The 12,640-nt window shown below is 65.6% G+C and carries 16 protein-coding genes; 8 read left to right on the top strand and 8 right to left on the bottom strand.

Annotation, left to right across the window (positions count from 1 at the left end):
• Positions 1–33 precede the first annotated feature (33 nt).
• Entirely contained in the window at positions 34–837 is an 804-nt protein-coding gene (locus tag AC07NV_RS14065; protein WP_495166987.1) for an SDR family oxidoreductase, read from the top strand.
• Between the two features lie 183 nt (positions 838–1,020).
• Here AC07NV_RS14065 and AC07NV_RS14060 read toward each other — a convergent pair whose 3' ends face one another.
• Entirely contained in the window at positions 1,021–1,731 is a 711-nt protein-coding gene (locus AC07NV_RS14060) for a head GIN domain-containing protein (RefSeq protein WP_495166986.1), read from the bottom strand.
• A 41-nt stretch (positions 1,732–1,772) separates the two neighbouring features.
• On the bottom strand, positions 1,773–2,540 hold the full coding sequence (locus AC07NV_RS14055; protein ID WP_495166985.1) for a head GIN domain-containing protein: 768 nt from the start codon (positions 2,538–2,540) through the stop codon (positions 1,773–1,775).
• 125 nt (positions 2,541–2,665) lie between these two features.
• Here AC07NV_RS14055 and AC07NV_RS14050 point away from each other — a divergent pair, with 125 nt between their 5' ends.
• The 6 genes from AC07NV_RS14050 to AC07NV_RS14025 all read left to right on the top strand — a co-directional run bounded on the left by AC07NV_RS14050 (position 2,666) and on the right by AC07NV_RS14025 (position 7,891).
• Positions 2,666–3,142 (top strand): GreA/GreB family elongation factor, encoded by a 477-nt coding sequence (locus tag AC07NV_RS14050; RefSeq protein ID WP_495166984.1) that lies wholly within the window; start codon positions 2,666–2,668, stop codon positions 3,140–3,142.
• Entirely contained in the window at positions 3,139–3,318 is a 180-nt protein-coding gene (locus tag AC07NV_RS14045; protein WP_431562591.1) for a hypothetical protein, read from the top strand. Before AC07NV_RS14050 ends, AC07NV_RS14045 begins: the two co-directional genes overlap by 4 nt.
• A gap of 6 nt (positions 3,319–3,324) precedes the next feature.
• The gene (locus tag AC07NV_RS14040; RefSeq protein ID WP_495166983.1) at positions 3,325–4,503 is read left to right on the top strand and encodes a BaiN/RdsA family NAD(P)/FAD-dependent oxidoreductase; all 1,179 of its coding nucleotides are present in this window, start codon (positions 3,325–3,327) and stop codon (positions 4,501–4,503) included.
• Between the two features lie 67 nt (positions 4,504–4,570).
• Positions 4,571–6,442: a DEAD/DEAH box helicase gene (locus AC07NV_RS14035; protein ID WP_495166982.1), complete on the top strand. Its 1,872-nt coding sequence runs from the start codon at positions 4,571–4,573 to the stop codon at positions 6,440–6,442.
• Positions 6,439–6,816: a hypothetical protein gene (locus AC07NV_RS14030; protein WP_495166981.1), complete on the top strand. Its 378-nt coding sequence runs from the start codon at positions 6,439–6,441 to the stop codon at positions 6,814–6,816. The genes AC07NV_RS14035 and AC07NV_RS14030 overlap by 4 nt, the downstream gene beginning before the upstream one ends.
• An 88-nt stretch (positions 6,817–6,904) precedes the next feature.
• On the top strand, positions 6,905–7,891 hold the full coding sequence (locus AC07NV_RS14025; RefSeq protein WP_495166980.1) for a quinone oxidoreductase family protein: 987 nt from the start codon (positions 6,905–6,907) through the stop codon (positions 7,889–7,891).
• A 27-nt stretch (positions 7,892–7,918) separates the two neighbouring features.
• Here AC07NV_RS14025 and fghA read toward each other — a convergent pair whose 3' ends face one another.
• Together fghA and AC07NV_RS14015 are read right to left on the bottom strand one after the other, a co-directional pair.
• Entirely contained in the window at positions 7,919–8,767 is an 849-nt protein-coding gene (gene fghA, locus AC07NV_RS14020; RefSeq protein WP_495166979.1) for an S-formylglutathione hydrolase, read from the bottom strand.
• Between the two features lie 68 nt (positions 8,768–8,835).
• Complete coding sequence (locus AC07NV_RS14015; RefSeq protein ID WP_495166978.1) at positions 8,836–9,417, bottom strand: NAD(P)H-dependent oxidoreductase; 582 nt, start codon at positions 9,415–9,417, stop codon at positions 8,836–8,838.
• A gap of 89 nt (positions 9,418–9,506) precedes the next feature.
• Here AC07NV_RS14015 and AC07NV_RS14010 point away from each other — a divergent pair, with 89 nt between their 5' ends.
• Complete coding sequence (locus tag AC07NV_RS14010) at positions 9,507–10,442, top strand: LysR family transcriptional regulator (RefSeq protein ID WP_495166977.1); 936 nt, start codon at positions 9,507–9,509, stop codon at positions 10,440–10,442.
• Here AC07NV_RS14010 and AC07NV_RS14005 read toward each other — a convergent pair.
• From AC07NV_RS14005 to AC07NV_RS13990, 4 genes are read right to left on the bottom strand one after another with little or no spacing between them, the layout of a single operon-like run.
• Positions 10,439–10,942 (bottom strand): prolyl-tRNA synthetase associated domain-containing protein, encoded by a 504-nt coding sequence (locus tag AC07NV_RS14005; protein ID WP_495166976.1) that lies wholly within the window; start codon positions 10,940–10,942, stop codon positions 10,439–10,441. The genes AC07NV_RS14010 and AC07NV_RS14005 overlap by 4 nt on opposite strands.
• A 9-nt stretch (positions 10,943–10,951) precedes the next feature.
• Entirely contained in the window at positions 10,952–11,332 is a 381-nt protein-coding gene (locus AC07NV_RS14000) for a VOC family protein (protein WP_495166975.1), read from the bottom strand.
• A gap of 54 nt (positions 11,333–11,386) precedes the next feature.
• Complete coding sequence (gene purU, locus AC07NV_RS13995) at positions 11,387–12,256, bottom strand: formyltetrahydrofolate deformylase (RefSeq protein ID WP_495167276.1); 870 nt, start codon at positions 12,254–12,256, stop codon at positions 11,387–11,389.
• Positions 12,256–12,639 carry a VOC family protein gene (locus tag AC07NV_RS13990; RefSeq protein WP_495166974.1) on the bottom strand — a complete coding sequence of 128 codons (384 nt, stop codon included), beginning with the start codon at positions 12,637–12,639 and terminating at the stop codon, positions 12,256–12,258. Before AC07NV_RS13990 ends, purU begins: the two co-directional genes overlap by 1 nt.
• Between the last annotated feature and the right edge of the window lies 1 nt (position 12,640).

The raw sequence follows: 12,640 nt of genomic DNA, 5'->3' as shown, positions 1-12,640 counted from the left end.
TGTCCCGCTGACATGAATGTAAGGAGGGGCCCCATGGCACGGAAGGCGATTTTCATCACTGGCGGCGGATCGGGCATCGGCCGCGCCGTTGCGCGCCATTTTGCCGGACAGGGCTGGTTCGTCGGGATCGCCGACGTCAACAGCACGGGGATCGACGAAACCGCCGCGCTGTTGCCCGATGGCGCCTCGTCGCGCCACGTGATGGACGTGCGCGACCGCGACCAGTGGAAAGCCGCGCTCGATGCCTTCGCGCAGCAAAGCGGCGGCCGCCTCGACGTATTGTTCAACAACGCGGGCATCGGCACCGGCGGCCAATTCGCCGAGATGCCGCCAGCCGAGGCCGACCGGCTGATCGCGATCAATTTCGGCGGTGTCGTCAACGGCATTTATGCCGCGCTGCCGCTGCTCCGCGCGACGCCGGGATCGACGATCCTCAACACCGGGTCGGCGTCGGGATTCTACGGCGTCGCGGGGCTCGCCATCTATTCGGCGACCAAATTCGCAGTGCGCGGGCTGACCGAGGCGCTGGAGATCGAATTCGCGAAACATAACATCAAGGTCCGCTCGCTGATGCCGGGCTTCATCGACACGCCGCTGCTCGATCAGGTCAGCGCCGACAGCAACGAACCGGCGCGCACCCGCCTGTCCGACAGCGGGTTCGAAATCGTCCCCGTCGAACAGGTCGCCGAGGCGGCATGGACCGCGGTGCACGGAACAAATGTCCACACGACCGTCGGCAAGATGGCCAAGCGGCTGTCGCGTCTCGCGCGCTGGTTCCCCGGGCTGATCGTCCGCCAGTCGAAGAAGATCGACGGACTGGGTACGGCTGGGCATTGAGCATCGCTTCCACCGAGGTTCGGTCGGGGTGGGAAGCGAACGTTGCCTCACCCACTTCCGTCATCGCGGGCCTGACCCGGGACCCGCCTTTTCCGTCAAGAAGGCAGGCCCCGGATCAAGTCCGGGCTGACGATAATCGATAAGCCGCCTTCCGGTCGAAAGCCGCCATTTCTTCGGCGCCCCCTATTTCCCCGCCCCGCACGTCACCGAGGCATTGCCGATATTGCGCACGGTACAGACGGGTTTGCCGAGCACGACCGTCTTGCCGATACCGCGTGCGGTGACTGCGGCGGTCTTGACCGCGCGCACGACATTGTCTCCGGCCCCTTCGCTTTCGAAGGTCAGTTCGCCGACCGCCAGCGCGCTGGCATCGAACACGCCCGCTCCCGACAGCGTCATCTGCGCAGTCTTCGCGGTCCCGCCCAACGTCATCGTGCCATTGCCGATCATCACGGCCGACAAGCGGTCGGTTTCGATCGCTCCGACCGACAGACGGCCGGGCCCGCGCAGGCCGATCGTTACGCGCGTGCCTTTCAGCCGGTCGATCTGCAGCGACCCCGCGCCACCGATCGTCGCGGACCGCAAATTCGCGGCATTGACGCGGACCGTCACGGCCCCACGCGGGGCGCGCCGCTTTTCGTCGCCAGGAAATTGCCGCTCGCTGATGATCAGCCGGCCGTCGCGCGCCTCGACGCTCAGCCGGTCGAGCGCGTCGGGCGATCCACTCGCGACCGCGCTGACGGGGGCGCGGGTCACGACCTCGACCGCGACATCGGCGTTGACCTCGATCGCCTCGAAGCTGGTGAGGCCATAGCGTTTTTCGGCGGCCGACGCCGGACCGGCGGCTAGCAGGGCAGCGGCCGCGATCGCGGCGCATCGTGTGGCAAGGGTCATGGCGCCGTCTTACCCCGTCCCGGGAGACGGCGCCAGCGACGTCACTTGCAGGTCGCGGTACCCGAACCCATCTGTTTGGTCGTGCAGGTCGCGCCGCCGGTGATCTTGGCGTCACCCGATCCCAGGATGCGAACGTCGGCCGTGCCGGTCGCCTGCGCGTCGACATTGCCCGATCCGGTGATCGCGACTTCGAGCGTCGTCGCGACGAGCCCGTCGGCGTCGATATCGCCCGATCCGGTGACGCTCAGCTCGCCCGATCCGGTCGTGCCGCTGCCGATCTCGATATCGCCCGACCCCGAAACGGTGATCTCGGCGCGCTTGCCGGTCAGCTTTGCGACCTTCAGATCGCCCGATCCGGTCACGACGGCCTCGACCGCATCGCCATCGACGATGTCGGCATCGATCGTTCCCGACCCGGTCAAGCGGACCGCATCCAGTTTCGGCAGGGTGATCGCGATGTCGAGATCATCGTCATCGCGGCTTGAAAAACTGAAGCTCCCGCGCTTGCGCCCGATCACGAGCTTTGTGCCGTCGAGCTTGATCTCGAGCTGGTCGAGCGTTTCCTTGCGGCCCCGTGCGGTGATCGAGAAGTTGTTGCCCTGACGGATGGTGACATCGTCGGGACCCGCGACCTCGACGCCCGTGAAGCCGGTCAGAGCAAAGCTCTGCGTCGTAATCGGGCCAACGCTGGCCGGCGCACCCGTTTCGCGCTTGGCCTGCCGGTCACCGTCCCCGTGATCGGCGCCGTTGCACGCCGTTACCGTCAGCCCCAACGCCAGCGGCAAAATCGCCATCGTCCAGTTACGCATCGCAATCTCCTTTGTGTATTGCTTGTATAACACACGATCGCTGGCGCTGTCCAGCGGTCCTGCCATCTTGTCGCCACCTTCGGCGTGCAAAGCGCCGTTCCTCCCCCCGATCCGAAAGCCAGACCATGAGCGTAGCCTTTCGCCGCGAGAGCGACGACGAGCATAAGGAACCCGAATTCGAGCTGCCCATCGCGGTCGGCCCGAACCTGGTGACTCCGCGCGGGCTGCGCCTGCTCGGCGAAGAGGTCGCGCGGCTCGAGGCAGAAATCGAGGACACCACCGACGAGGACGCCCGCAAGAAATTGCAGCGCCGCCTGCGCTATTTCCATACCCGCCAATCAACCGCCGACGTACAAACGCCACCCGAGGGCGGCAGCGTCGGGATCGGCAGCCGCGTGACCTATCGGCTGAACAAGGCCGAAAAGGCGATCACCATTGTCGGCGGCGACGAGGCCGATCCGGCGCGCGGTCATATTGCCTTTTCTGCCCCGCTTGCGCGCGCGCTGATGGGTGCCGAGGCTGGCGAAAGCGTCGAATATCAGGACCGCGAGGACGCGATCACCATTCTTGCGGTCGAAGCCGATCCGGAGATGCAGGCATGAAAGACAAGTTCGAGCGCCACAAACAGCCATGGACCCCGGCCGAAATCGACAAGCTCCATACCCTTGCCAAGAAGGGCATGCCGCTGAAGTCGATCGCCAAGGCGCTGACGCGCAGCGAGGAATCGGTGAAGATCCGCGCCAAGGCCGACAGCCTGCCGATCGCAAAGCTGCACTGAGCCATCATGCCGATCAATGAATTTGATGCCATCGTGCTGGGTGCCGGCGCGGCCGGGCTGATGTGCGCCGCGGTCGCAGGACAGCGCGGCCGCCGGGTGCTGCTGCTCGACCATGCCGACCAGGTGGGCAAGAAAATCCTGATCTCGGGCGGCGGGCGCTGCAACTTCACCAATGTGAATACCGCGCCCGACCGCTTCCTCTCCGCGAACCCGCATTTCGCCAAGTCGGCGCTCGCGCGCTACACGCCCGCCGATTTCATCGCGCTCGTCGAGCGCTATGGCATCGCGTATCACGAGAAAACATTGGGCCAGCTCTTCTGCGACGGCTCGGCAAAACAGATCGTCGCGATGCTGCTCGACGAGTGCGCAAAGGGTGGCGTCGACATCCGCTGCGGTCAAGTTGTAGGACAAATCGACCATGCCGACGGTACGTTCCGCGGCACTTTCGGCAACTTCCACTTCGCCGCTCCCGCGCTCGTCATCGCGACCGGCGGCCCGTCGATCCCGCAGATGGGCGCAACCGGATTCGCCTATGATCTCGCGCGCCAGTTCGGCCTCAAAGTCGTCGAGCCGCGCCCCGCGCTCGTCCCGCTGACGCTCGGCGGCGACGATGTGCTGTTCCGCGAGCTATCTGGAATCGCCGCGCCCGTCGAAGCGCGCGCGGGCAAAGCCGCCTTCCGCGAAGCTGCACTCTTCACCCATCGCGGCCTTTCGGGTCCCGCGATCCTTCAGATCAGCAGCTATTGGCGCCACGGCGAACCCGTGACGATCGACCTGCTGCCCGATGCCCCACAAGGCTGGCTGCTCGACGCGAAACGCACCCGGCCGCGGGCCACCGTGCGCGCTGCGCTGGGTGCCTTGCTTCCCGACCGCCTCGCCGAAACGCTCGCCGAACGCCTCGCGCTTCCCGGCGAACTCGCCGCCCAGACCGACCGCAAACTCGCCGATGCCGAGTCGCGGCTTGCACGCTGGATTTTCCACCCCAACGGCACCGAAGGCTTCGCCAAAGCCGAGGTCACAATCGGCGGAATCGCCACAGCCGGGCTGTCATCGCAAACAATGATGGCCAAAACCGTCCCGAACCTCTATGCGGTCGGCGAGGCCGTAGATGTCACAGGGTGGTTAGGCGGCTATAATTTTCAATGGGCATGGGCCAGCGGCAACGCCGCGGGCCAGGTGATTTAGGCCCATTGAGCCCCTTTTCTGTCGGCCCGTCACCGCACCGGTGACCGCCAAACCTGTTGAGATAAAAATGCCTTTCGAGAATCTTTCCCCCGTCCTTTCGGACGCCCTTACCGCGCGCGGCTATGAAGCGCTCACCCCCGTCCAGACGCAGGTCAGCGAGGACCAGGCCAAAGGCCGCGACCTGCTCGTCTCCGCCCAGACCGGGTCGGGCAAGACCGTCGCCTTCGGCCTCGCGATGGCCGACGAACTGCTCGAAGACGGCCGTATGCCCTTCGCGACCTCGCCGCTCGCGCTGATCATCGCCCCGACGCGCGAACTCGCGTTGCAGGTCAGCCGCGAACTGAGCTGGCTTTACGCCAAAGCCGGTGCACGCATCGCAACCTGCGTCGGCGGCATGGACGCCAGCAAGGAACGCCGTGCATTGGGCCAGGGCGTCCAGATCGTCGTCGGCACCCCCGGGCGCCTGCGCGATCACCTCGAACGCGGCGCGCTCGACCTCACCGCGCTTCGTGTCGCGGTTCTCGACGAAGCCGACGAAATGCTCGACATGGGTTTTCGCGACGACCTTGAGGAAATCCTCGACGGCACCCCCGCGACGCGCCGCACCTTGCTCTTCTCCGCTACGATCCCCAACCCGATCGTTCAGCTTGCCAAGCGGTACCAGAAGGACGCGCTGCGCGTCTCGACCGTTGGCCAGGATCGCGGCCATGGCGACATCGCCTATCAGGCCGTGACCGTCGCCCCCGCCGACATCGAAGGCGCGGTCGTCAACCTTCTCCGCCTGCATGACGCCGAAACCGCGATGCTGTTCTGCGCTACCCGCGACAATGTCCGCCGCCTCCACGCCAGCCTCGTAGAACGCGGTTTCGCCGCGGTCGCTTTGTCGGGCGAGCATAGCCAGAACGAGCGTAACGCCGCGCTGCAAGCGCTCCGCGACCGCCGCGCCAAGGTCTGCGTCGCAACCGACGTCGCCGCGCGCGGTATCGATCTGCCGACGCTCAGCCTTGTCATCCACGTCGAAATCCCCCGCGATGCAGAGGCGCTCCAGCACCGTTCGGGCCGCACCGGCCGCGCGGGTAAAAAGGGCACTGCGGTCATCATCGTCCCCTATCCGCGCCGCCGCCGCGTCGACGGCATGCTGCGCGGTGCCCGGATCAACGCCGAATGGATGGACGCCCCCACCGCCGCCGACGTGCGCAAGCGCGATCAGGAAAGGCTGATGGAGAAGTTGCTCACCCCCGTCGAGCATGAGGCCGAAGATCTGGAACTCGCGCAGCGCCTGATGGCCGAGCGCACCCCCGAAGACATCGCGGCGTCGCTTGTCCAGGCGCACCGTGCGCTGATGCCGCCGCCCGAAGATCTGATCGACAACAGCGCACGCGGCCGCGACAGCGCCGGCCGCCCCGAACGCGGCGAACGTTTCGAGCGCCCCGAACGCGGCCCCGGCGGCGATCAGCGCGAAGGCTTCGAGGACAGCGTCTGGTTCCGCCTCAATATCGGCCGCCACCAGAATGCCGACCCGCGCTGGATCCTGCCTCTGCTCTGCCGCCGCGGCCATGTCAGCAAGAACGAGATCGGCGCGATCCGCATCGGTCCCAAGGAAACGATGTTCAACATCCCGCGCGCGATCGCCGATCGCTTTGCCGAAGCGGTGGTGCGCAGTGCCAACGAGGACGGCGAGGATGATAGCGGCGTGTCGATCACCCCGGCACCCGACGGCCCGACCTATCCGCCGCGCCGCGACAAGGGCGGGCATGGGGGCGGCCATAGCGGCCCGCGCGATGGCGCCCCGCGCAGCACGCTCGGCCGTGCGCCCGGCGGCGATCGCGGTTTCGGCGATCGTTCGGGTCCGCGCGGCCCGCGTGGCCCGGGAGGCAACAACGAACGCTACAAGCCCAAGCCGTTCGGTCAGCGCAGCCCGCGCCGTCCGAGCAAATGAAGTCGCCCCCTCCCGTTAGGGCACAGCCGCCTCTCAGTGACGATGAGACGGGGCTTCTCGAAGATTGCTACGAAGATTGGCGCGGGCTTTGGGAGCTGACTTGGGGCGACCCAAAGAAGCCGGTTGAGCAATGCATCGCATTTCTCAAGCCGCTTGTTGCCGCGGGGTATTTGACGACTCTGCATCTTGCTGACTGGGATGCGGCCTCCACCACCGAACCGATGTCCACCACCGAAGCTCTCGCGATTATATCCGATCCGATAAATTATGCGCCGCCGGACGATGCGGACGCCATGTTCTATGTCCTATCGATCACCAAGAAGGGCGAGGCAGCGATCCCTCCCGGAGCATTCCCGGATTTGCAAAGTAGCTGATCGTCCCCGGACGAAGGGCTTTCATCGCCTAGCCCTTGCACCGCCCTCTCCGGCCCACCAAATGGACCGGACAGCAGGAGAGCGGCGCATGCAAGCGATCGAAGCCTTTATCGAAAGCCAGGGTGGACCCGAGGTCATCGACTGGCGCGAGGTGACGCTCGGCGACCCCGGCCCCGGCCAGGTCCTGCTGCGACAGACCGCGGTCGGGCTCAACTATCTCGACACCTATCACCGCGACGGCACGTATCCCGTTCCGCTGCCGAGCGGGCTCGGCGTCGAATCTGCGGGTGAGGTGATTGCAGTCGGTGAAGGCGTCACCGGCTTCCAGCCCGGCGACCGCGCGGCAACCTTTGGCCCCGAACGCACCGCCTATGCCAGCGCGCGGCTGGTCGGCGCCGCGTCACTGTTCAAGCTCCCTCCCGACATCGACGACGAAACCGCCGCCGCCGCGCTGCTGAAAGCGTGCACGGTCGAGATGCTCGTCGAGCGCTGCGCCAAGGTTCAGGCCGGCTGGCCGGTGCTCGTCCACGCCGCCGCGGGCGGAGTCGGGCTGATCCTCGTCCAGTGGCTGAAGGCGATCGGCGCCACGGTGATCGGCACCGTCAGCACCGAGGCTAAGGAACATGCCGCACGCGAGGCCGGCGCCGACCATGTCATCCGCTACAAGGACGACGACGTCGCAGCGCATGTCCGCGAGATCACCGACGGCCAGGGCGTGCCCGTCACCTTTGACGGCATCGGCATGGCGACATGGGAGGCTTCGCTGAAAGCCACCGCGCGGCGCGGCCTGATCGTCAGCTATGGCAATGCGGGCGGGCCGGTGACCGGGGTCAATCTGGGCGTGCTCGCGCAGCACGGGTCGCAGTTTGTGACCCGCCCGACGCTGTTCGACTATTATCTCCACCCCGGCGAACGCGCCGCGGGCGCCGCGCGCGTGTTCGAGATGATCGCATCGGGCGCGGTGAAAATCACCGTCGGCCAGCGCTATGGGTTGCAGGATGCGGCAAGAGCGCATGCCGATTTGCAGGCCGGGCGAACGACGGGGTCGACGCTGCTGATTCCAGAGCACGGTTAACTCCCTCCCACATGCGGGAGGGGGAAGCTATGCCTTCAACCGCTCCGCATGCCACGCGACGTGCTCGGCCAAAAAGGTCGAGATGAAATAATAGCTGTGGTCATAGCCCGGCTGCATGCGGATCTCGGCCTTCTGCCCCGCCCGCTCGCACGCCTCGACCAGCAGATGCGTCTTGAGCTGCTCGGTCAGGAAATTATCGGCCTCGCCCTGATCGACAAGCAGATCGGGCACGCGCAGCCCCTGGTCGAGCAGCGCGCAGGCGTCATAGGCGTACCAGTCCTCGCGATTGTCGCCGAGATAATTGCCGAGCGCCTTCTCCCCCCACGGGCACTGCAGCGGCGCGACGATTGGCGAAAAGGCAGACACCGAGCGAAAGCGATCCTGATTACGGAGGCCAATGGTGAGCGCACCATGCCCGCCCATCGAATGCCCGGTGATCGCCTGCCGCGTCAGATCGGCCATCGCGAAATTGCGCAGCACCAGCGAAGGCAACTCGTCCTCGATATACGACCGCATCCGGTAATTTTTCGCCCATGGCTCCTCGGTCGCATCGACATAAAAGCCAGCGCCGAGCCCGAAATCCCACGCGCTCTCGGGATCGTCGGGCACGCCTTCGCCGCGCGGGCTGGTGTCGGGCGCGATGAAGATCACGCCATGTTCGGCGCAAGCGGCACGATACTCGCCCTTCTCCATGACATTGGCATGGGTGCAGGTCAGTCCCGACAGATACCAGAGCACCGGCAACCTGGCGCCCGGTTCATGGTCAGGGACAAAGACCGCAAACGTCATGTCGGTGCCGGTGGTCGTGCTCGCATGCTTGTAAACGCCTTGCGTGCCGCTGTGACTGCGAACGGTGGAGAGGGTTTCAATGGACATGCGCGCCTTCTGCCGTGCGCGCCGGGGCGGCGCAACCCCGCCGTCCGCGTGCGCGTTCTGGCCGGCCGTCAGGCTGCCACGGCCACATCCGCTACCGGTGTTGCGGCAATGAACCCGCGCAGTGCCATCTGATAGCCGGGTCCGGCTGCCGCGGCCTGCGCTTCACTCAGCGCATTGGCATGGTAGAGGATGTACGGGGTGTGCCAAGGCAGGCCCGCGCGTATCGCGGTCGCACGCAATGGCGTGAAAATCTCTTCGAGCGAGATCGCGATCTGGCCGCCGGACCGATAATTGTCGGGCGTGTTCCCCGCTGTCGCGGCGATCATCAACGGCGTGCCGGCCAGATGATCGCCCTCGGTCTCGGCAAAGACATAATACATCCGCGTGAACACCGCATCGATCCAGTCCTTCATCAGCGATGGCACCGAATACCACTGAACGGGAAACTGAAGGACGATGCGGTCGGCGCCCAGCAGCCGCTGCGCCTCGATCGCACCGTCGGTCATCAGATCGATCCGGCGGTCGGGAAAGACCGCTGCGATGTCGACGACTTCGACGCTCTCTACCTCCGCGGCAGCACGTGCCAGCGCAGCATTGGCGACAGATTTTTCGGGATCGGGGTGGAACATCAATATCAGCGTCTTGCTCATGATTGCCTCCTTGGCTTTCGATGACCCCGATATGGCCCTCGCCCCAAAAGCATTCCAATTTATATTATATATGCTCTATTATTGATTTTATGAATTTACGGACGATCGACCTCAACCTGCTGGTGATCCTCGACGCGCTGCTCGACGAAGCGCATGTCAGCCGCGCGGCACAACGGCTCGGGCTAACCCAGCCGGCCGTCTCGGCCGCCTTGCAACGGTGTCGTACCTTGTTCGGCGATCCGCTGCTCGAGCGCGGTCGCGGGGTGATGCGACGCACGCCGAGAGGCGACGCGCTCCGCGCCCCGTTGAAGGCATTGCTGAGTGAGGTCGAGGCACTGGTCGATCCACCCGAAATTCCGCTGGGTGCGATTCGGCAATCGGTCCGCCTGATGCTTGCCGACCAGATCGCGGCACTTCTCATCCCCCGACTGCTCGACCGTCTTCGCGCGACCGCGCCCGGAATCGACCTCGTCGTGCGCTCGTGGCGCGGTGCCGAACAGGCCTATACCGACCTGCTCAGTGGCGACGTCCATCTCGCAATGTCCATGTTCGACCGCGAAGCCGAGGGGATCGACCGCCGCCATATCCTCGACGAACATTATGTTGTCGTGATGCGACGCGGCCATCCGGCGACGGCCGCCTTCGACCTCGACGCTTGGCTTGCCTTTCCGCATGTCGTGGTGTCGGGGTCAGGCGAGGCACGCACCCCGCTAGACGCCCGGCTCGCGGAGTCGGGCCAGCGGCGGCGGGTAGGGATCGTCGTGCCTAGCTTCATGATGGTTCCGGACATCCTGCTCGCCACCGATTTCATCGCGATGATGCCCGCGCACGCGATCCGCGACGGATTGCGCGACGGGATCGCCGTCCATGCACCACCGCTGCCCGTCGACGGCTTTCCGCTTCATCTTGCCTGGGCAAGACGGGCGCGCGGCGACAGGGGATTGATGCATGTGACGAACGAACTCGCAGATCTGGTCGCCGCACTCGTCGCACCCGGGACCGAAATCGGCCCGGTGCCCGCTTAGGCGGCGGCGACCGGTATCTGCGCCACCAGCGGCGCATGGCCCCAATGGCGGAGCAGATCGAGGACCGCCGCGCCCGACAGACCGATTGTCGCCGTGTTGCGTAGCGGGTGGACGTTGACCGGATTGGCGATGGCCAGCACTTCGTCGAGCACCACGGTGAGGCTTCCCGGTACGGCATTGATCGCCGCAAGCGGGGTCACCGACCCCGGCGTGATCCCGAGCAGGCGTTCCATGTCTTCGGCCTTGCCGAAACTCACATGCTTGCACCCGATCGCGGCGGGCAGCGCCTTCAGATTGACCCGCGCGTCGGACGGCACGGTGACAAGCCAGAAGGCGCCGCCCTTGTCCTTCAGGAACAGATTCTTGGTATGCGCGCCCGGCATCGCGGCGTGCACCGCATCGCTCTCCGCAACGGTGAACACCGCTTCATGCTCGTGCGCGGCAAAGGGGATCGCCAGCACGCCCAAATCGGCCAGCAATCCCGCTTCGCCTCGCATCATAGTATCGGCTCAGACGACGCGATGAAGCGCGCAGAGCTTGTTGCCCGACGGATCGCGCAGATAGGCAAGATAGAGCTGGCCAAAGCCGCCCTCGCGCACACCCGGCGGATCTTCGATCGAGGTCCCGCCATTGGCGACGCCGGCGTCGTGCCAGGCCTTCGCCTGTTCGGGGCCTTCCATCGCAAATCCGATCGTGCAGCCGTTGCCAACAGTCGCCGGCTCGCCGTCGATCGGCGCGCCGACCATGAAGATGCCGCCATTGTGAATATACATCAGGCGCCCCTTGTCATCGACGATCGCGGGCTTGCCGCCGAGCGCCTGGAAGGTCGCATCATAGAATTTCTTGGCGGCATCGAGGTCGTTCGCCCCGACCATATTGTGACTGTACATCGCCTTTGCTCCTCTGGTTTTGGTTGCGAATCGATACGTATCTTGTTCGCAAGCCTAGCGGAAGACCACCGTCTTGCGTCCGTCGATCAAAACGCGCTGCTCGGCGACCCAGCGCACTGCTTTCGCCAGCACCTGCGCCTCGACATCGCGGCCGATGCGGATCAGGTCCTCGACGCTGTCGCGGTGATCGACGCGCTCGACCGCCTGTTCGATGATCGGTCCCTCGTCGAGGTCGCTCGTCACAAAATGCGCGGTCGCGCCGATCAGTTTGACCCCGCGCTCATGCGCGCGGTGATAGGGTTTCGCGCCCTTGAAGCCCGGCAGGAAACTGTGGTGGATATTGATGCAGCGCCCCGACAGCTTCGCCGACAGATCCTGCGACAACACCTGCATATAACGCGCAAGCACCAGATGTTCGGCCCCCGCATCGTCCATGATCTGCAGGATCGCACTCTCCTGCTCGGCGCGATTGGCATCGCTGACCGGCAGATGATGGAACGGCACCGCGTGCCATTCGGTCAGCCGCCGCTGATGCTCATGGTTCGACACCACGGCGGCGATGTCGATCGCCAGATTGCCCGTCGACCAGCGGTGGAGCAAATCGTTGAGGCAATGGCTGCCCTGCGACACCGCGATGACGAAGCGCGGCTTGACCCGGCGGTCGCTGATCCGCGCGTCCATCACAAAGCGATCGGCGATCGGCGCGAACGCCGCCTGCACCGCCGCGAGGTCGCCCGGAAAACGCGGCCCTGCCCCGCTAAATTCGACACGCATGAAAAAACGCCCCGAATCGAGGTCGGCATATTGCTGGCTGTCGAGAATGAAGCCGTCGCGCTCCGCCAGAAGCCCGGTCACCGCCGCAACAATGCCGACGGCGTCGACACAGCTGAAGGTCAGGACAAAGACAGGCTGGTCCGTTTCCATCACGCCAGCCGGTGCGTCGCGCACAGCTTGTTGCCGGCGGGATCGCGCAGATAGGCAAGATAAAGCGTCCGCCCTTCGGTTCCGTGCCGGATACCCGGCGGGTCTTCGATCATCGTACCGCCATTGGCCGCGCCCGCGCTGTGCCAGGCATCCACCGCATCGGTCGACGCCGCGACGAACCCCAGCGTGCCGCCATTGGCGCCGGTTGCGGCGTCGCCGTCGAGCGGCTTCGTGATCAGGAAGCGCCCGCCCGCGTGCGAATAGATCAGGCGGCCCCACGCATCGACGACGCCCGGCGGCACGCCTAGCGCGCCGAGAGCGGCATCGTAGAAACGGCGCGCGGCTTCGATATCGTTCGCGCCCAGCGCGACATGGCTGAACATC

It is taken from the genome of Sphingopyxis sp. GW821-FHT10B01, assembly GCF_059415685.1.
Note: the sequence above shows the minus strand (reverse complement) of the source record. Positions and strands in the feature narration are given on the sequence as shown.